The organism is Citrobacter sp. Cpo065 (genome assembly GCF_030332805.1).
GTDB classification, from domain to species: domain Bacteria; phylum Pseudomonadota; class Gammaproteobacteria; order Enterobacterales; family Enterobacteriaceae; genus Citrobacter; species Citrobacter portucalensis.
On record NZ_JAOWHC010000035.1, the window covers coordinates 421,218 to 439,351 of the forward strand.

The window sequence follows — 18,134 nt, forward strand, 5'->3', positions numbered from 1 at the left end:
TTGAGATTAAACTTTGACCGTCTTAACATTATTTTTTCCTGAATCGAGCCAGCAGAAGTTGCTGAAAAGTGCGCTAAAGATGGAAAAAAAGCGCAGTCGGTACCAGGCTTAATGCTGCCCGCAAAAAGGCGGGTCAGGACAATCCATATTCCGGTTTTAAACCGGAACTTACGGGAGCATAGCTATGACTGATATTGCGCAGTTGCTTGGCAAAGATGCCGACAGCCTTTTACAGCATCGTTGTATGACCATTCCTTCTGACCAACTTTACCTGCCTGGACATGATTACGTCGATCGCGTGATGGTGGATAACAACCGGCCGCCTGCCGTGCTGCGTAATATGCAGACGCTGTATAACACGGGGCGACTTGCCGGGACAGGGTATCTGTCGATCCTACCGGTGGATCAGGGGGTAGAGCATTCTGCTGGGGCTTCGTTTGCCGCTAACCCGCTGTACTTTGATCCGAAGAATATTGTGGAGTTGGCTATCGAAGCAGGGTGCAACTGCGTGGCATCGACTTACGGTGTGCTGGCTTCTGTCTCCCGCCGCTACGCGCACCGTATCCCGTTCCTCGTTAAAATTAACCACAACGAAACGCTCAGCTATCCGAATACCTTTGACCAGACGCTGTATGCCAGCGTAGAGCAGGCGTTCAATATGGGTGCGGTTGCGGTAGGGGCAACCATCTATTTCGGTTCTGAGGAATCTCGCCGCCAGATTGAAGAGATTTCAGCAGCGTTTGAGCGCGCCCATGAGTTGGGTATGGTTACCGTGCTGTGGGCGTATCTGCGTAACTCCGCGTTTAAAAAAGATGGCGTGGATTACCATGTTTCCGCCGATCTTACCGGGCAGGCTAACCATCTGGCTGCCACTATCGGAGCGGATATCGTTAAGCAGAAAATGGCGGAAAATAACGGCGGGTATAAAGCGGTTAATTTTGGCTATACCGACGATCGCGTCTATACCAAGTTGACCAGCGAGAATCCAATTGACCTGGTGCGTTACCAACTGGCGAACTGTTATATGGGGCGTGCTGGGTTAATTAACTCTGGCGGGGCGGCCGGCGGCGATACCGACCTGAGCGATGCAGTGCGTACGGCGGTTATTAACAAACGTGCGGGTGGTATGGGGCTGATTCTGGGGCGTAAAGCGTTCAAAAAAACCATGGCCGACGGCGTTAAGTTGATTAACGCCGTACAGGACGTTTATCTGGACAGCAAAGTCACTATTGCCTGATCCCTCGGATTGTCGTTGGGTTAGCGCAATAGCGGACAACCCGGTGGCAGTCTGCAACGTAGCGCAGCGGGCAGGATTTCAATATGAAACTCTTGTCCGCTGAGTGGTTCACCATCGAGATTAAAGGTAATTTCGTGTGGGGCGCGGATATCAAACCACGACGATGCGCCGTCAATAATGTTAGGGTTGTCTTCGGATTGCGTTAACGCCGAAAGCAGTCCTGGCAGTAGTTCTTCGCCGGTAAAAATGCGCAGTTGCAGCAGGCCGTCGTTGATCAGCGCCGTCGGGCAAAGCTGTTGCCCACCACCGGCCTGGCGACCGTTACCGATACCAATCACCAGCGCTTTACCCTGCCAGTGAAAATCCTCCCCACGAATGTCACAGATGTCGGGCTTGAGCGTATCCATGCGCATTAATCCGTGAATAAAATACGATACACCGCCCAGTGCGGCCTTGAGTTTTTCCGGCGTTTCGGTGGTGATGCGAGTGCCAAACCCGCCGGTCGCCATGTTGATAAAACAGGTTTTATCGTTGACCTGCACCATATCGATCGCAGTCGCATTTGCAGCGATAGCCAGCTTTAACGCCTTATCAAGGTCGTCGGGTATACCAACGCTGGTGGCAAAGTCATTCGCCGTTCCCAACGGTAAAATACCCAGCGCTGGAATATTGCCACCCTGCGACTGAATCAGCGCTGTCGAAACTTCGTTGATGGTGCCGTCACCGCCGCCGGCTATCACCGTAGCAACGCCTAGCTGACGAGCTTCATCAACGTAGCGTTGGGCATCGCCTTTTTCCCAGGTCACGCGAACATGGATTTCCACGCCTTCATCGCGAAGCTTCGCAATGGCATCACGCAGGGGGAGATTATCAGCACTTTTTCCATTGAGGATCAGTAAACTGGCAGGGAACGCTATCATCCGTTTGCCTCACTTTTTTTCGTTTTAACAAGTGTATGCCAGGAAAGCGTTTATGGCGTAAGAACTGACTGAAAGCGCAGGGGAAGAGATAAAAAAAGCCGCAGAGCGCGGCTTTTCAGATTGGGCAGACGTTACTGCGGGAACCACTGATCGCTGATTTTCTGGTACGTGCCGTCAGCTTTGATTGCCGCCAGCGCGCTGTTCAGTTTTTCCAGCAGGGCTTTGTTATCCGGGCGAACCGCGATGCCAAGGCCAGTACCGAAGTATTGCGGATCGGTTACTTTGTCAGTGGCTACGCCTAACTGCGGGTTGGTTTTCAGCCATTCGTTAACCACAGCGGTATCGCCAAATACGCCATCAATACGGCCATTTTTCAGGTCGATAATCGCATTCTGATAGCTATCGTAGGCCACGGTTTTCACCTCAGGATGTTTGTCCTGCAGGTATTTCTGATGGGTGGTGCCGTTTTCCATACCGATGCGTTTTCCTTTCAGATCGGCAAAGGTTTTATAGGTATCTTTTTTGGCAATCACCAGCGCGGAGTTGGCATAGTAAGGCTGAGTGAACGCAACCTGTTTGCTACGCTCGGGCGTGATATCCATTCCGGAAATCACTGCATCATATTTTTTGAATTTCAGCGCGGGGATCAGGCTGTCGAAAGCATGATTGGTAAAAGTACATTCCGCCTGCATTTGTTTGCACAGCGCCGTTGCCAGGTCGATGTCAAAACCGACAATTTTGTTGCTCGCGTCAAGCGATTCAAATGGCGGATAAGTCGCTGATACACCAAAGCTAATTTTATCAGCGGCTGAGGCGCCAGCGGCGAAAGTAGCCAGTAATGCGGCCAGTACTAACTTTTTCATGGTGGAACTCCCGTCTGTCAATCTTATGATTATTACCGTGTCTGCGGCGTGGAGTAACAATGCCATTTAATGAATTTATATGCAATAAAAATGATTAAGTATTTTTTACAGTATAAAAAAAGACGGACACTTTATGTTCTTGTCCGTCTTAATTATTTTGCTTTATGCATATTTTCCGGATGGCGGTGCTGGCACCTTATCCGGCCTACAAAAGGTGCATGAACCGTAGGCCTGATAAGCGTAGCGCCATCAGGCATATGCTTAATTCCGGTGTTCAAACGCCAGCGCTTTACGTTCGATTAAGCGCATCATCAGCGTCAGCAAACCGTTGACGATCAGATAAATCACACCTGCCGCACCGAAGACCATAACGTCATAAGTACGACCGTACAGCAGCTGGCTATAGCCCATGACTTCCATCAGCGTGATAGTGTAAGCCAGTGAGGTACTTTTAAATACCAGTACCACTTCGTTGGAATACGAGGAGAGGGCGCGTTTAAAGGCGTACGGCAACAGAATCGCCAGCGTATCCTTTTTGCTCATCCCTAACGCTCCGCAGGACTGCCACTGGCCTTCCGGGATTGCACGGATAGCGCCGTAGAACAGTTGCGTAGTGTAGGCCGCACTGTTTAACGACAGCGCAATTAAGGCGCATAACCAGGGTTCAGAGAGCAGATGCCACAGTACCGGATATTCTTGCAATGCCGGAAACTGTCCTGGTCCGTAGTAGATCAGGAAGATTTGCACCAGCAGCGGTGTACCGGTAAACAGCGTGATATAAGCGCGAACCAGCCACACCAGCACCGGCGTTTTCAGCGTCAGGATGACGGTGAAGATCAGCGCCAGCACCAGAGCAACCACGATGGAGGCGACCGTCAGCGTCAGGCTGGTATGCAGCCCTTTCAACAATTCAGGTAAATACTCAAGCATCAGCCTGGTCTCCGCTCAAAACGTGTCGCGCGCAGGTCAATGCGTTTGAGAATGTACTGACTCACCAGCGTAATCACCAGATAAATAGCGGCCGCCACAATGTACCAGGTAAATGGCTCCTGGGTGCGGGTGGCAATACTTTTCGTTTGCAGCATCAGATCGTTCACGCTGATAAGGCTGACCAGCGCGGTATCTTTCAGCAATACCAGCCACTGGTTACCCAGTCCCGGTAAGGCATGACGCCACATCTGCGGCATCACCAGACGAAAGAAGATCGCGGCTTTAGACAAACCCAACGCCTGACCTGATTCCCATTGTCCGAGTGGCACGGCCTTCAGCGCGCCACGCAGCGTTTGTGATGCGTAAGCGGCGTACAGTAATGACAGTGCAATGACACCGCACAGGAACGGGCTGACGTCGAAGTTTTCGATCTGCATCTGAACCGGAATTTGTACAAACCCGAGATTGATCGTAAAGCCATCGGCCAGCGTCAGCAGCAGCTGTGAGGAGCCGAAATAGATAAACAGAACCACCAGAATTTCTGGCAGACCGCGCAGGATGGTGACCAGGGCCGAGCCCGCCCATGCCACCGGGCGCCATTTTACTGACTCCCAGACGGCAAAAAACATGGCGAGCGCAAGGCCAATGATCAGCGCACAAACGGCAAGGCCGACGGTCATCCCGGCGGCGCTTGCTAAAGGAAAAAATTCATTCATCAAATATTACTTCTGGAACCATTTGTTGTAGATGGTCTCGTAAGTCCCATCTTTCTTCACTTTTTCCAGCGCAGCGTTAAATTTCTGCTGCAGCTCGGTATTGCCCTGGCGCACAGCAATGCCCAGACCGGTACCGAAGTAATCTTTATCCGTCACTTTGTCACCAACCGCGGCAAGCTTAGGATTGTCTTTCAGCCACTCGGTTACTACTGCGGTATCACCAAAGACGCCGTCAATACGACCATTTTGCAGATCGAGTTTGGCATTCTGGTAGCTGTCATACGGCACAGTGGTCACTTCCGGATGTTTATCCATGATGAATTTCTGGTGCGTGGTACCGTTTTGAACGCCGACTTTTTTACCTTTCAGCTGGTCGATGCTGGTGTATTTACCCTGCTGGCCCACAAACAGCGCAGAGTTGTCGTAGTAAGGGGTGGTGAACAGCACCTGTTTTTCACGCTCAGGCGTGATGTCCATACCGGCCATTACCGCGTCAAAACGACGGAACTTCAGGCTAGGAATCAGGCTGTCGAAGGCCTGATTGGTGAAGGTACAAGTAGCGTCAATCTCTTTACACAGCGCGTTTGCCAGATCAACGTCAAAACCTACGATCTTGTTATTCGCATCGATAGATTCAAACGGAGGATAAGACGCTTCGGTGGCGAAACGAATGGTTTGGGCTGCGGTAGCGGAAAGACTAAAACCTGCGATTAGCGCGGCAATCAGAACTTTTTTCATTGTATTGTCCCGAATCTTAGTGAGAAAGATAGTTTTTAAACGCTTCGGTTTGCGGGTTGGCAAAGCAGCTCGCATCCCCAAACTCGACGATATGACCGTTTTCCATATACACCACACGGCTGGCCGTTTTACGTGCAACTTCCACTTCGTGGGTGACGATCACTTGAGTAATGTTGGTTTCCGCCAGTTCGCGAATGATGCTGACGATTTGGGCGGTAATTTCCGGGTCAAGCGCGGCGGTCGGTTCATCAAACAGCAGCACCTGCGGCTCCATCATCAACGCGCGGGCAATGGCTACACGCTGTTGCTGTCCACCGGAAAGATGTAATGGGTAACGATCGCTGTAAGGCTTGAGGCGCAGACGTTCCAGCAGTTTCTCGGCGCGCGCCATTGCCTGCTCTTTTGTCAGACCGAGCACACGGCAGGGCGCTTCAATCAGGTTCTGCACAACCGTGAGATGCGGCCAGAGATTATATTGCTGAAAGACCATGCCCACGTTCTGACGCAGATCCCGAATGGCTTTATCTGACGGGGTCTTCGTGAAGTCGAAACGGTTGCCCGCAATAGAGAGCGTGCCTGAGCGCGGCATCTCAAGCAGGTTGAGTACGCGCAGCAGCGAGCTTTTCCCGGCTCCACTTGGGCCAAGTAACACCAGTGTTTCACCCTGAGGGCAATCCAGCGTGATATCGAACAGCGCCTGATGTGCGCCGTAGAAGCAGTTAATGCCGTTTAATTGAATACTCATTGACACTCGATACTGGCAGTCTGATAGCTATTGAAGCCGCAGATACTACCTTTGACAGAATAGTTATGCAATATTTATGCGTTAAAAGTTAAATGCAAACCGCATTCTTCTCTAAACATAGCACAAAATAGCGAGGTCACCAGTGGGCAAGAATAAATGTCGGCATTCTATGCAGAATGCCAGACAATTTATGGGGGTTATGATTTAAGCGGGTGAATGGGGCGGTTAGCGGTTTTCGACAGACTGGTGCAACGTCCCGGCTGGCGCGTGTACGCTGCCGCCCAGATAGCGTACATCATCAACGACCCAGCACTGACCTTCACGGATCATCAGCACTTCATCACGCCAGCTTTGGTCACCCTGTTTCAGCTCTACGCGCAGTGGAATGTTGCGTGCATCACTATTCGGAATAGTCGATGCGCTGGCGACACTGGCGCTGTCTGGTAACGTAGCGCGACTGGAGAACGGATCGCTGTTAAACAGATCGCGGTGTGCATTATCACGGCTGGCATCGGTCAGCAGTTTAGCCAGATTGTCGCTCAGGTACGGACGAAGGGCGGTAATATCATTGTTTCGATGCTGAATACGGTAATCATAGAATTGTTGAGCCACGCTGTCTGGCCCACCTTCTATGCATGAACCACTACGCGTGCCGTTATCTTTATAGACCGGCGTCACGGTCGTACAGGCGCTGAGAAGTAGTGCACATGGAACCAGCAGAGAGAGTTTCGAATAGCGCATAATGATTTCCTTATAAGCTTCCTACTAATTGTGTTCTACGATGAACAATTCGGTCTCACTAAAGATTGTATGATCGATTAACACATTGTTTTTGCTAAAGCAAATTCGCGGACACCCCACCTGAAGTATGTTGGTGGCGCTCGTTGCCAGCTTCAGCTTTAGTATATCAACCTGCAACGGGGCGTTGGCAGCCATTCATGCTTCTTATACTGTATAGACCATCTGAGCATTTGCATGTTCCATTTGCCGCGCTTTACGCCTGGCTAAACAAAACTCATGCCGTGTTGTTGGCTATAAGGGACTCCGGATGGCTAAAATAAGAGTTGCTTAATCTCGGTGCCCGTGCGTTAATGATCCGGTCGGTTTGAATAACAGACGATATACAAAGTAGTTTACTCAAGCAGTTCTCATTTTCAGGTGTAATCCGTTTATCCCCTCTTTGAGTCTCTTCATTAAGCACTACGAAGTTTCTGTCATAAAAACCAAGCTTGCCGAAAGGCTCAAATTAAGGAATAAATATATGTCTACTAAAATGACTGGTTTAGTTAAATGGTTCAATCCTGAAAAAGGTTTTGGCTTCATTACGCCTGCAGATGACAGCAAAGATGTCTTTGTCCATTTCTCAGCGATTCAAAGTAATGAGTTTAAGACGCTGAATGAAAACCAGAAAGTCGAATTCGGTGTGGAGCAGGGACCTAAAGGTCCATCCGCAATTAATGTTGTGGCGCTTTGAGGTAACTATTATTACTAATCATATTCACTTTCGCTGTCCATGTTGCCATGGTTCCCAATACAGAACATCAACCTTTGATGTTACTGAGGGAAATCCGTTCGGGGCAAAATGTATTTTTTGTAAATCAAAAATGATTACATTTGATAACGTAGCAATGTACATTCAGTCCGGCCAGGCGCCATTAGATTTTAGAAAATAATAACTTCAGGCCCCCAAACATCTGGGGGCTTTTTTATTTCTGGCGGCATGCCAGTCAAATAAAAATAAAAAACGCACCACCTGAAACCGCTACACATCAACAAGGATAGCAGTTTTATTTGGCGGGCTTTCCTTTGAGTGTCATAGTGTATTGGTTTGATAATGCTTTTGAGATTGTGCTCTTAGCACAAAAAGGAGATTAACCATGCAGTTTTCGACAACCCCTACGCTGGAAGGACAGAGCATCGTGGAGTACTGCGGTGTTGTTACCGGTGAAGCCATTTTAGGCGCGAATATTTTCCGCGATTTCTTCGCCGGCATTCGCGATATTGTTGGCGGTCGCTCCGGCGCGTATGAAAAAGAGCTGCGTAAAGCGCGTGAAATTGCTTTTCAGGAGCTGGGCGAACAGGCGAAAGCGCTGGGTGCTGATGCGGTGGTCGGTATCGATATCGATTACGAAACCGTAGGCAAAGACGGTAGCATGCTGATGGTGAGCGTCAGCGGTACCGCGGTGAAAACTCGCCGATGAAACGTCTGTTGTGTCTGCTGGCATTTACGCTGTTGCTGGTGGGATGTGCTGGCGAAAAAGGGATTGTCGACAAAGACGGGTATCAGTTAGATACCCGCCGTCAGGCCCAGGCTGCTTATCCGCGCATTAAAGTACTGGTTATCCATTACACGGCCGATGATTTTGACTCTTCCCTGGCTACGCTGACCGATAAAAACGTCAGTTCACACTATTTGATCCCCGCAGTGCCGCCGCTTTACCATGGTAAACCGCGTATCTGGCAACTGGTGCCGGAAAAAGATCTGGCCTGGCATGCGGGGATTAGCTTCTGGCGCGGTGCTACGCGTATTAACGATACCTCAATTGGTATTGAGCTGGAAAACCGCGGCTGGCAAAAATCAGCGGGCAGCAAGTATTTTGCGCCGTTTGAGCCCGCGCAGATTCAGGCGTTAATCCCATTGGCGAAAGATATCATCGCCCGCTACGACATAAAACCGCAAAACGTGGTGGCTCATGCAGACATTGCGCCGCAGCGTAAGGACGATCCCGGTCCGCTGTTTCCGTGGCAAGCACTGGCCGCTCAGGGCATTGGCGCATGGCCGGATGCTCAGCGTGTGGCATTTTATCTCGCCGGACGAGCGCCCCATACGCCGGTAGAAACCGCGTCATTGCTCGATCTGCTGTCACGCTATGGTTATGAGGTAAAACCTGAGATGACGCCGCGTGAACAGCAGCGGGTGATTATGGCGTTCCAGATGCACTTCCGCTCGACGTTGTGGAATGGCGTGGCGGATGCGGAAACGCAGGCGATTGCCGAAGCGTTACTGGAGAAATACGGGCAGGGTTAACGCAGACACCAATGCCTGATGGCTCTTCGCTTATCAGGCCTACGGTTAATTTGGCAGGTTTTTGTGGCGCTTGTGCCGCCACCCTGCAATGGCTATCAGCCTAACGCGGCAGCTTACCGTGGTCGCGCAGCCAGGCCGCGGTACGCTCAATCCCTTCATCCAGCGTCACAACGGGCTGATAACCTAACTCTTCCTGGGCGCGGCTGGTATCCAGCGTAAAGTCAAAATTCAGCTTCGAAACGCCGTAATGCGTAAGCTTTGGCTCTTTCGCCGATTTATTGCCTAAGCGCTCCATGCTGCGGGCAATCATGTCCAGCATCGGGTAGGGCACGGAGCGGATACGGCAATCAATATTCAGCTCGTCGATAAGTTTCTGCACAATACTGCGCAGGGTGCGATGTTCACCGTTGGTTATATTGTACGCGCGACCCGACGGCAGCTTATCGCAGGCTTCCTGACTCGCCAGCCACATCGCGTGAACCGCGTTCTCGTAATAGGTCATATCCACCAGCGCACTCCCGCCGTGCGGCAACAGGATGCTGCCGTAGTGGTACATCATATGGGCGAGGCGGGGAATAAAGACTTTATCGTGAGGTCCGAACAAGCTTTGTGGGCGTAAGACAGTAAAGCGAGTCTGCGGGTTAGCTTGGGCGAGCAGTGCAATCACCTCTTCACCAGCCGCTTTGCTGCGGGCGAATTCGTTGGCGAAGCGATGGGGACGGAAGTCTTCTTTGATATCGCGATGATGGTGATAATCAAAATACAGCGACGGAGAGGAGATATGAATAAAGTTACGTACACCCCAGGCTACGGCCCACTCGCCCAGACGGCGGGTAGCACGAACGTTGGCCAGATCAAAAGCTTCCTGAGTTCCCCATGGAGAGGTGAAACTGGAGCAGTGCCACAGCGTGTCAATGCCGGCCAGCATCACTTTTGCCTGCGAAGAAACCAGCTCGGTCAAATCCGCATGCACAAATTCTGCGCCCATTTTCTCCAGCAGCTTGCCCATCGCTTCGTTGCGACCGGTGGCTCTGACGCTGACGCCTTTGCTGCATAAAAACTCAACCGCGTTTCGGCCCAAGCCGCTGGTGGCTCCGGTAACCAGTACCTTCATATCAATCCACTGTGTTTAAAAAACGTCGTGCGCATTCTTCCGTGAATTACGCCTGTATGCAATGGGAAACATGAAAGAATACAGGCTCTTTTTATCATTAGTCTGTGATTTGTTCTGCAAGTTTGGCTATACGCTTCGCCATCCCCCTGAAAATGAACAGGTGGGCGGGGATCATCAACAGCCAGTAGAAGAGGCCAGGCATACCGTGCGGATGCCACCACGCGCGTACATCAATGCGTCGGTGGTCACCTTTATCTTCCAGTGTGAAGCTCAGGCGACCCAGTCCCGGCGCTTTCATTCCAAACAGCAGAGTCAGCTGTTTCTCCGGCTCAACGATGATGACTTTCCAGCTATCAACGGTGTCGCCAACTTGCAATAGTGGGTGTTCGGGACGACCTTTTGCCAGCTTATGGCCGACCAGCAGGTCCAACGCCGCGCGCGTCTTCCATAGAATATTGCCAAAGAAATAGCCTTCTTTGCCGCCGAGTCGATTCACAACCTGCCACAGCGCTTTTGTGCTGGCAGAGGTTTCAACGCTAAAGCCAGCTTGTTTGGCGAAATAGCCATATTCTGGACGCCAGCGGGCAAACGCCTGTGCGTCGTAACCCCAGTCGCTGGAGTTGACCAGCTTCTCTTCTTCCTTCAACGTGCTGCGCACCGCGTCATCAAAGGCAATCAGTTTTTGTGGGATCAGCGCACGTAATTCGGTGTCATCGGCCAGCAGGTCGTGTTTTAAGCCCTGGATCAGCGCTTTGGCCGTGGTTGGCGGCACTGACGTAATGACGTTCAAAAACCAGACCGAAATCCAGCGGGTAGGAAAGGGGATGGGGATGAGCAGGCGATGTTTACCGCTGACCGCCATAAAATGCTCGAACTGTTCCTGATAGCTCAACACCTGCGGCCCGGCGGCTTCGAGGACGCGGTGATGTGGTGTGGGATTTTCCAACAATGCCACCAGATAGTACATTAAATTCTCCAGCGCGATAGGCGTGGTACGCGAGCGTACCCAGCGTGGAGGGGTGAGAACCGGCAGGTTGTAAACCATATCGCGCATGACTTCAAAGGCAGCGGAACCCGCTCCCACGATAATGCCCGCGCGCAATTCCGTCATTGGCACGCCTGACTCGCGCAGGGTGTCTGCGGTTATCTGTCGCGCACGCAGATGATCGGATTGTTCATGCCGGGGAGCCTGCAATGAGCTCAGGAAAATAAGCTGTTTAACTGGCGTATTACGCAGCGCATCGCGCACGTTCATCGCGACCTGACGTTCGTGGGCGATAAAATCACCGCCTTCGCCCATACCATGAACCAGATAATAAACCGTATCAACACCCGTCAGCAGCGGGGTGAGGTTATCTGGCCAATTCAAATCGACCTTGTGGCAACTGACATTGGCCAGTTGCTGCTTTTCCAGCCGTTCAATGCGACGTGCCGCAGCCAACACCTGGTGCCCTTGCTGACTGAGCGCCTGTACCAAATGCTGACCAATGTAGCCACTGGCGCCAAGAACCAAAATCCGTTGCGGCACGCCCATCTCCTTATTGGGTTAAAAAAGCGCGCCAGTGGGCGACGACTTCAGCAAGTTGTTCACGTGATACGTCCAGGTGCATCACCAGGCGCACAATCGGGGAGGCGTTAATCAGCACACCTTGCGCTTTCATATACTCGCCCAGCGCGGTAGCGTGCTCTTCGCCAACGCGAACAAACAGCATGTTGGTGTCGTGGCGCATGACGTCCGCCCCTGCTTCGCGCAGCTGCTCCGCCGTCCAGGCGGCGTTGTCATGATCTTCCTGCAAACGCGCCACGTTATTTTTCAGCGCATACAGCCCGGCCGCTGCCAGAATACCGGCCTGACGCATTCCGCCGCCGGTCATTTTGCGCCAGCGAATAGCGCGTTTGATGTACTCGTGGCTGCCGACCAGCAGTGAACCAACGGGGGTACCGAGGCCTTTGGAGAGGCAAATGGTGAACGAATCACAGTATTGCGTGACATCTTTAAGTTCACAGCCGTAGGCGACGATGGCGTTAAAAATACGTGCGCCGTCGACGTGCAGGGCAAGATTACGCTCACAGGTGAATTCCCAGGCGTCTTTCAGATACTCGCGCGGCAGCACTTTGCCGTTGTGGGTATTTTCCAGGCTGAGCAAGCGGGTGCGGGCAAAATGGATATCGTCCACTTTGATTTTTGCAGCTATTTTGTCCAGAGGCAGGGAGCCATCTGGTGCGGCGTCGATAGGTTGCGGTTGAATGCTACCGAGCACCGCTGCGCCACCTGCTTCGTAGAGATAGTTATGCGCGCCCTGACCGGCAATGTACTCTTCGCCACGCTGACAATGGCTGAGCAGCGCCACCAGGTTAGCCTGAGTACCGGTAGGTAAGAAAATAGCGGCTTCTTTACCAGAAAGTTCTGCGGCGTATTGCTGGAGGGCGTTAACGGTAGGGTCGTCTCCATACACGTCATCCCCGACCGGGGCGGCCATCATCTCTTCCAGCATGGCGCGACTCGGCCGGGTGACGGTATCACTGCGTAAATCAATCATGGTGTCTCCTTATTACACTTCATCCTTCAAGCTGCCTCGGCGTTGGCCGCACCCTTAAACCCCAGTCACATAGTATACCTATGTGACTGGGGATTTTCGGGCTAGCCGCCTTGATGCATCATGAATGATTTTGTGTGTGATTTAATAAGGATGTTTTACCTGAGCCAGTTCGTTTTCGCCAGTTCGATCACTTCATCACCGCGTCCACTGATGATTGCACGCAGCATATACAGGCTAAAACCTTTGGCCTGTTCGAGTTTGATCTGCGGCGGGATCGCCAGCTCTTCTTTCGCGACGACCACATCGACCAGCACCGGGCCGTCAATCGACATCGCCCTTTGTAGCGCTTCATCAACCTCTGAGGATTTTTCCACGCGAATGCCTGTAATGCCACAGGCTTCGGCAATCCGCGCGAAGTTGGTGTCGTGCAGTTCAGTGCCGTCGGTCAGATAACCGCCAGCCTTCATCTCCATCGCCACAAATCCCAGTACGCTGTTGTTGAAGACAATAATCTTCACCGGCAGCTTCATTTGGACAACCGACAGAAAGTCTCCCATCAGCATGCTAAAGCCGCCGTCACCGCACATTGCCACAACCTGGCGTCTTGGTTCTGTGGCTTGTGCGCCGAGTGCCTGCGGCATGGCATTCGCCATCGACCCGTGGTTAAACGATCCGAGCAGGCGACGTTTGCCGTTCATTTTCAGATAGCGTGCTGCCCACACCGTTGGCGTACCAACGTCGCAGGTAAAGATGGCATCGTCAGCGGCAAAGTGGCTGATCTGTTGCGCTAGATACTGCGGGTGAATGGCTTTATCGCTGGGTTTGGCTAAATCATCCAGCCCTTTGCGCGCCTCGCGATAGTGCTCCAGCGCTTTGTCCAGGAATTGCCGCTCGGTTTTCTCTTCCACCAGAGGCAGTAGGGCACGGAGAGTGGATTTAATGTCGCCTACGAGCGCCATATCAACTTTACTGTGTGCGCCAATGCTCGCCGGATTGATATCAATCTGAATAATTTTGGCATCGGTGGGGTAGAACGGGCGATAGGGGAACTGGGTGCCAAGCAGGATCAACGTGTCGGCATTCATCATGGTATGGAAGCCGGATGAAAAGCCAATCAGCCCGGTCATACCCACATCATAGGGGTTATCGTACTCAACATGCTCTTTACCACGCAGGGCGTGAACAATCGGCGCTTTGATTTTAGCCGCAAACTCAACCAGTTCTTTATGCGCAACGGCGCAGCCACTACCGCACATCAGGGCGATATTGCTGGAGTAGCGCAGCAGTTGCGCCAGTTTTCTCAGCTCTTCTTCTTGTGGAGTCACCACCGGGAGCGGCGCATGATACCAGTGCGTGGTGGCGCTTTCAGGTGCAGGTTTTAGCGCCACGTCACCGGGTAAAACCACCACGGAAACGCCACGGTTGAGCACCGCCTTACGCATGGCAATTGCCAGCACCTGTGGGATTTGTTCTGGGCTGGAAACCAGCTCGCAATAGTGGCTACATTCGCGGAACAACTCTTGCGGGTGGGTCTCCTGAAAATAACCGCTGCCTATTTCACTGGAGGGAATATGCGCGGCGATTGCCAGTACCGGGACGTGGTTACGGTGACAATCAAACAGCCCGTTGATCAGGTGCAGGTTGCCTGGCCCGCACGAGCCTGCGCAGACGGCCAGTTCGCCCGTCAACTGCGCTTCAGCGCCCGCAGCGAAGGCTGCAACCTCTTCATGACGGGTTGGCATCCAGTCAATTGTTCCCATACGATTCAGACTGTCACTCAGACCATTTAGCGAGTCACCCGTTACACCCCAAATGCGTTTTACGCCAGCCTGTTCGAGTGTTTTAGCAATAAAAGCGGCAACCGTTTGTTTCATGGTTTTCCTTCTCCTCTAATGTGATACCGGTTACAAGTTTAGATGAAGATAATAGTTATGCTTCTCATTTCCCCCTTATTTCCGGCAGGTTTCATTTAACCTGTATTAAGCGTAGTTTGTTATTGGACATGGTGAAACAAGGAATAAATTCAAATGGTTATAAAACTATTAAATTCAGTTAACCGAGTACTGACTCACGAAGATTTTGGCAAGTTATTGTTACGCTTTGCCGTCGGTGGGCTGATGCTGTTTCATGGGCTGCATAAACTCTTTGCGGGTATTGATGGCATCAGCGGTATGTTGATAGCGAAAGGTTTCCCAGGCTTTATTGCGTATGGCGTTCTGTTGGGAGAGGTCGTGGCACCGTGCCTGATTATTCTTGGCATCCTGACGCGTCCGGCGGCGTTGGGGCTGGCGTTTACGATGGTTGTGGCATGGCTGATGGTCGGGATGGGGGAAACCTGGACACTGGATAAAACCGGTGCATGGGCGATTGAAAGTCTGGTTTATTTCTTTATCGGCGCGCTGGCCGTGGCGTTTTTGGGGGCGGGGCGTTACTCCGTTGCCGGGAATTCAGCCTGGCGATAGTTACCATCTGAGAGTCTATACCGAGGCGGGAAAGCGTAGCATTGCTCCGCCTCGTCGTTCAATTTGTCGCTAATCTATATGTCGTCACTGTTCCATAGTTTGTGCCGACGTCTCAGCGCTCGCTGCGTCAATGCCCTTGCCATCGCGGCGCCTATTTCAGCACTGACCACCAGTCCCTGAATAAACGGACGATCGTGCATTAACCACGGCAGCCCGCCAAAAGCGATGCGATTGCGGGCGTTTTCCGGCGCTTGCAGCGTGTAATCTTCGCCGATATCCGGGATCTCATCGCCACAGGCCAGCAGTTGATCGCGTAGCGTTGGGAACGGGATATCTTTGCTCTGCAATGCCCGTTGTCCTCGGGCGTCAATAAACACATCAAATTCGCTGCGCTGACCGTGGTGGGAAATTACCGTCATTTCCTGTTCATTCATACGCTCATAATCTGTGCCAAGCGCGAGGATCTCAATCAGCCCGGCTTCGTGCAGCGCCAGCAGTCGGCGAACTGACTCTGACGGGATTGCCGCATAGTTATCAATAAATACCCGCGCCAGTCCGCACCTGAAACGTTTTTCGTCGCGGGTATCAAGATGAGGGACTATCTCCTCGATAACCTCGTGCAGGCGCAGCAAGGTATAGCGCCAGGCGACGGTATGTTGTTTTTGCTTGTTGCGCTCAACTTCTACCAGGTTACGTCTCGCCCAGTCAAAAGGGTCATGCCTGAGCCTGTCGGCGAAATAGGCCTCGGGGAACGTGTCGGCGTTAAGCGTCGCAAGCGCCACCTGTTGGCACCAGCCTGGCGCCGCGTCTTGCAGTTGTTGCACCATAAGCTGAAAGATGCGGTCCAGTAATCCGTTTTGGCCATGGGCAATGGCATCTTCAATCGCTTCTGGCGTCGCGATATTCAGCGATTCATACGGAAGGGGGCAGTAAAAATCCGCCTCAGGCAGTACCCCGCTGCGCGACATCAGGGTTAGTTTCAGGTTTTGACTGTCGGATTTAGGTGTGAATTGCAGTGAATGGTCGGTATTGGTAGTGAAGGTGCCATGCTGACTGGCCACAGCCATCGCGGCGTCGATAGCACTTAACGAGGTGCCCAGAATCCCTACCCGGCAAGCACCAATCTGCGCGTCCATCAGACCGGTCCACGGACTGGGGAAAAATTTGCGTTCCTGAGCATCCGTTTCAGGCCACAGATGACCAGTGGCGATAGCGGCGAAATCCACCTCAACGGGCTGTGACGCGTGGTTGATCCACAAAGAAACCCCATTCGGGTCTGCTCGCAGGTCGGTGACTTCGCTTGATTCATGTACGCGAATCGTGAAACCGGCTTGTTGCGCTTTCTCGACAATGGCTAAAAAACGATCGCGATAATAGTCGCCGAGGATCACGCGGGGCAAAAATTGCCGCTCATGCAAAGACGCGCGTTCAATCTGAAACTGGGCCAGATAGTCATCACTTTGATTCTGAAGCCACGTCAGATAACTGATATAGATCGGCGGGATCTCAATGCTGGCTATATTTGCCAGCATGTGGTCTGCGTTGTTGTCGCTATTGTAAGGCATGCCGACGCCCGCCTCTTCAGCTTGCTCGTAAAGCTCTATTTCCAGCGGTTCACCGCGCTCAACCAGGGCATGAAACGTATAAATCCCGGTGGGACCGACGCCGACAATGGCCACTTTTTTCATGGGGATCCTTGTAGAAAGTTCGACGTGGTAGTCAGGGATTATGTTTAATCTGCGCAGGGTAAGTGTGGTCGATAATTTGCGGGGAGAGTGAAAACATCAGAATTTTGCAACGCCTGACAGCATAAAAAAAGGCCACCCGGTACAGCCAGGCGGCCTTTTGCACATCAGATACCGGCCAATTACGCCAGCACTAAATCACCCAGCGGATGACAGGAACAAGCCAGCACATAACCTTCAGCGATTTCTGCGTCGGTCAGCGTCATGGTGCTGCTGACCGTGTAGTTACCGTCAACCACTTTGGTTTTGCAGCAGCCGCAAACACCTGCACGGCATGCGGCGACAACCGGAACCTTGTTGCTTTCCAGCGCTTCCAGCAGCGTACTGCCCACCGGCGCGTAGAACTCTTTCGCCGGCTGTAGCTTGGTAAACTTCAGGCCACTGGTGGCGGCTTCGGCAACAGGTGTGAAGAACTGCTCTTTAAAGAAGCGCGTCACACCCAGCGCTTTGACTTCTTTCTCGACCAGATCCATATACGGTGCCGGGCCACAGGTCATCACGGTACGCGAGGTCAGATCCGGTACGCTTTTCAGCAGTTCGGTCGTCAGTCGGCCGGAAACAAAACCTTCAGTGGCATTGTTTTCAGCAACTAGTGTCACCGGATATTCCCGCCATTCTTCGGCAAAAATAACATCTTGCGGAGAACGTACGTTGAAGATCACCTGCACATCAGCCTGTGGGCGGTACTTTGCCAACCAGCGACGCATTGACATGATTGGCGTAACGCCGCAGCCGGCGGCCAGCATCAGGAACTTGTCTTCCGCTTTATCTTCACAGGTGAACTCACCCATTGCATCCGACAGCCAGATATAGTCGCCGCGCTTCACGTCGCGGGTTAGCCACTGTGAACCTGCGCCATCGTCAATCCGGCGGATGGTCAACGTGATGTACTCGCTAACGCCCGGCGTTGAAGAAATGGTGTAAGCACGCAGCGTATCCGCTGAATTACGTACGCTGACCAGTGCATACTGCCCGGCGCGGTAAGGATAATAATCGTGGCATAGCAACGAAACTGTCCATACATCCGGCGTTTCCTGATGGATGTGGTGAACCTGCATCCGCCATGGGCACTGATGAGTTGGCATTGTCATTCTTT

At 52.3% G+C, this 18,134-nt stretch carries 19 protein-coding genes; 6 read left to right on the forward strand and 13 right to left on the reverse strand.

Going from position 1 to position 18,134, the window contains the following annotated elements:
• The first annotated feature begins 184 nt into the window (after positions 1-184).
• Entirely contained in the window at positions 185-1,237 is a 1,053-nt protein-coding gene (fbaB, locus tag OGY68_RS22515) for a class I fructose-bisphosphate aldolase (RefSeq protein WP_003834421.1), read from the forward strand.
• A 20-nt stretch (positions 1,238-1,257) separates the two neighbouring features.
• Here fbaB and yegS read toward each other — a convergent pair whose 3' ends face one another.
• The 7 genes from yegS to OGY68_RS22550 all read right to left on the reverse strand — a co-directional run bounded on the left by yegS (position 1,258) and on the right by OGY68_RS22550 (position 6,890).
• Positions 1,258-2,157, reverse strand: a complete 900-nt coding sequence (yegS, locus tag OGY68_RS22520; RefSeq protein WP_048215937.1) for a lipid kinase YegS — start codon at positions 2,155-2,157, stop codon at positions 1,258-1,260.
• Positions 2,158-2,288: 131 nt separating this feature from the next.
• Positions 2,289-3,020, reverse strand: coding sequence for an arginine ABC transporter substrate-binding protein ArtJ (artJ, locus tag OGY68_RS22525; protein ID WP_003027308.1), 732 nt, complete (start codon positions 3,018-3,020; stop codon positions 2,289-2,291).
• 261 nt (positions 3,021-3,281) lie between these two features.
• Entirely contained in the window at positions 3,282-3,950 is a 669-nt protein-coding gene (artM, locus tag OGY68_RS22530; protein WP_003840185.1) for an arginine ABC transporter permease ArtM, read from the reverse strand.
• Entirely contained in the window at positions 3,950-4,666 is a 717-nt protein-coding gene (gene artQ / locus OGY68_RS22535) for an arginine ABC transporter permease ArtQ (RefSeq protein WP_003027301.1), read from the reverse strand. The genes artM and artQ overlap by 1 nt, the downstream gene beginning before the upstream one ends.
• Before the next feature lie 6 nt (positions 4,667-4,672).
• Complete coding sequence (artI, locus tag OGY68_RS22540; RefSeq protein WP_003027298.1) at positions 4,673-5,404, reverse strand: arginine ABC transporter substrate-binding protein ArtI; 732 nt, start codon at positions 5,402-5,404, stop codon at positions 4,673-4,675.
• A gap of 16 nt (positions 5,405-5,420) precedes the next feature.
• Positions 5,421-6,149: an arginine ABC transporter ATP-binding protein ArtP gene (artP, locus tag OGY68_RS22545; RefSeq protein WP_003027295.1), complete on the reverse strand. Its 729-nt coding sequence runs from the start codon at positions 6,147-6,149 to the stop codon at positions 5,421-5,423.
• Positions 6,150-6,374: 225 nt separating this feature from the next.
• Positions 6,375-6,890, reverse strand: a complete 516-nt coding sequence (locus OGY68_RS22550; protein ID WP_286617515.1) for a lipoprotein — start codon at positions 6,888-6,890, stop codon at positions 6,375-6,377.
• 520 nt (positions 6,891-7,410) lie between these two features.
• Here OGY68_RS22550 and cspE point away from each other — a divergent pair.
• From cspE to OGY68_RS22570, 4 genes are all read left to right on the forward strand, one after another.
• Positions 7,411-7,623: a transcription antiterminator/RNA stability regulator CspE gene (cspE, locus tag OGY68_RS22555; RefSeq protein ID WP_057067279.1), complete on the forward strand. Its 213-nt coding sequence runs from the start codon at positions 7,411-7,413 to the stop codon at positions 7,621-7,623.
• Positions 7,624-7,633: 10 nt separating this feature from the next.
• Entirely contained in the window at positions 7,634-7,822 is a 189-nt protein-coding gene (gene ymcF, locus OGY68_RS22560) for a cold shock small protein YmcF (protein WP_071692589.1), read from the forward strand.
• Positions 7,823-8,026: 204 nt separating this feature from the next.
• Positions 8,027-8,350 carry a heavy metal-binding domain-containing protein gene (locus OGY68_RS22565; RefSeq protein ID WP_001160725.1) on the forward strand — a complete coding sequence of 108 codons (324 nt, stop codon included), beginning with the start codon at positions 8,027-8,029 and terminating at the stop codon, positions 8,348-8,350.
• The gene (locus OGY68_RS22570; protein WP_008785229.1) at positions 8,347-9,177 is read left to right on the forward strand and encodes an N-acetylmuramoyl-L-alanine amidase; all 831 of its coding nucleotides are present in this window, start codon (positions 8,347-8,349) and stop codon (positions 9,175-9,177) included. The genes OGY68_RS22565 and OGY68_RS22570 overlap by 4 nt, the downstream gene beginning before the upstream one ends.
• A 100-nt stretch (positions 9,178-9,277) precedes the next feature.
• On the opposite strand, the gene OGY68_RS22575 is transcribed toward OGY68_RS22570, so the two are convergent.
• The 4 genes from OGY68_RS22575 to poxB all read right to left on the reverse strand — a co-directional run bounded on the left by OGY68_RS22575 (position 9,278) and on the right by poxB (position 14,705).
• Positions 9,278-10,291 carry a 3-beta-hydroxysteroid dehydrogenase gene (locus tag OGY68_RS22575; protein ID WP_003834312.1) on the reverse strand — a complete coding sequence of 338 codons (1,014 nt, stop codon included), beginning with the start codon at positions 10,289-10,291 and terminating at the stop codon, positions 9,278-9,280.
• Between the two features lie 97 nt (positions 10,292-10,388).
• Positions 10,389-11,819, reverse strand: coding sequence for an SDR family oxidoreductase (locus tag OGY68_RS22580; protein ID WP_048216410.1), 1,431 nt, complete (start codon positions 11,817-11,819; stop codon positions 10,389-10,391).
• Between the two features lie 10 nt (positions 11,820-11,829).
• On the reverse strand, positions 11,830-12,831 hold the full coding sequence (ltaE, locus tag OGY68_RS22585; protein WP_286617518.1) for a low-specificity L-threonine aldolase: 1,002 nt from the start codon (positions 12,829-12,831) through the stop codon (positions 11,830-11,832).
• A 155-nt stretch (positions 12,832-12,986) separates the two neighbouring features.
• Positions 12,987-14,705, reverse strand: a complete 1,719-nt coding sequence (poxB, locus tag OGY68_RS22590; protein WP_057067274.1) for a ubiquinone-dependent pyruvate dehydrogenase — start codon at positions 14,703-14,705, stop codon at positions 12,987-12,989.
• A gap of 153 nt (positions 14,706-14,858) precedes the next feature.
• On the opposite strand from poxB, the gene OGY68_RS22595 reads away from it, so the two are divergent.
• Positions 14,859-15,293, forward strand: a complete 435-nt coding sequence (locus tag OGY68_RS22595; protein WP_003834302.1) for a DoxX family protein — start codon at positions 14,859-14,861, stop codon at positions 15,291-15,293.
• Between the two features lie 74 nt (positions 15,294-15,367).
• Here OGY68_RS22595 and OGY68_RS22600 read toward each other — a convergent pair whose 3' ends face one another.
• Together OGY68_RS22600 and hcr are read right to left on the reverse strand one after the other, a co-directional pair.
• Positions 15,368-16,981: an FAD-NAD(P)-binding protein gene (locus tag OGY68_RS22600; protein WP_057067273.1), complete on the reverse strand. Its 1,614-nt coding sequence runs from the start codon at positions 16,979-16,981 to the stop codon at positions 15,368-15,370.
• Between the two features lie 179 nt (positions 16,982-17,160).
• Entirely contained in the window at positions 17,161-18,129 is a 969-nt protein-coding gene (gene hcr, locus OGY68_RS22605; protein WP_057067271.1) for an NADH oxidoreductase, read from the reverse strand.
• Positions 18,130-18,134: the final 5 nt, after the last annotated feature.

Coding starts and splice junctions, on each gene's coding strand:
- fbaB (WP_003834421.1), top strand. CDS start 185: ATGACTGATATTGCGCAGTTGCTTGGCAAAGATGCCGACAGCCTTTTA.
- yegS (WP_048215937.1), bottom strand. CDS start 2,157: ATGATAGCGTTCCCTGCCAGTTTACTGATCCTCAATGGAAAAAGTGCT.
- artJ (WP_003027308.1), bottom strand. CDS start 3,020: ATGAAAAAGTTAGTACTGGCCGCATTACTGGCTACTTTCGCCGCTGGC.
- artM (WP_003840185.1), bottom strand. CDS start 3,950: ATGCTTGAGTATTTACCTGAATTGTTGAAAGGGCTGCATACCAGCCTG.
- artQ (WP_003027301.1), bottom strand. CDS start 4,666: ATGAATGAATTTTTTCCTTTAGCAAGCGCCGCCGGGATGACCGTCGGC.
- artI (WP_003027298.1), bottom strand. CDS start 5,404: ATGAAAAAAGTTCTGATTGCCGCGCTAATCGCAGGTTTTAGTCTTTCC.
- artP (WP_003027295.1), bottom strand. CDS start 6,149: ATGAGTATTCAATTAAACGGCATTAACTGCTTCTACGGCGCACATCAG.
- OGY68_RS22550 (WP_286617515.1), bottom strand. CDS start 6,890: ATGCGCTATTCGAAACTCTCTCTGCTGGTTCCATGTGCACTACTTCTC.
- cspE (WP_057067279.1), top strand. CDS start 7,411: ATGTCTACTAAAATGACTGGTTTAGTTAAATGGTTCAATCCTGAAAAA.
- OGY68_RS22565 (WP_001160725.1), top strand. CDS start 8,027: ATGCAGTTTTCGACAACCCCTACGCTGGAAGGACAGAGCATCGTGGAG.
- OGY68_RS22570 (WP_008785229.1), top strand. CDS start 8,347: ATGAAACGTCTGTTGTGTCTGCTGGCATTTACGCTGTTGCTGGTGGGA.
- OGY68_RS22575 (WP_003834312.1), bottom strand. CDS start 10,291: ATGAAGGTACTGGTTACCGGAGCCACCAGCGGCTTGGGCCGAAACGCG.
- ltaE (WP_286617518.1), bottom strand. CDS start 12,831: ATGATTGATTTACGCAGTGATACCGTCACCCGGCCGAGTCGCGCCATG.
- poxB (WP_057067274.1), bottom strand. CDS start 14,705: ATGAAACAAACGGTTGCCGCTTTTATTGCTAAAACACTCGAACAGGCT.
- OGY68_RS22595 (WP_003834302.1), top strand. CDS start 14,859: ATGGTTATAAAACTATTAAATTCAGTTAACCGAGTACTGACTCACGAA.
- OGY68_RS22600 (WP_057067273.1), bottom strand. CDS start 16,981: ATGAAAAAAGTGGCCATTGTCGGCGTCGGTCCCACCGGGATTTATACG.
- hcr (WP_057067271.1), bottom strand. CDS start 18,129: ATGACAATGCCAACTCATCAGTGCCCATGGCGGATGCAGGTTCACCAC.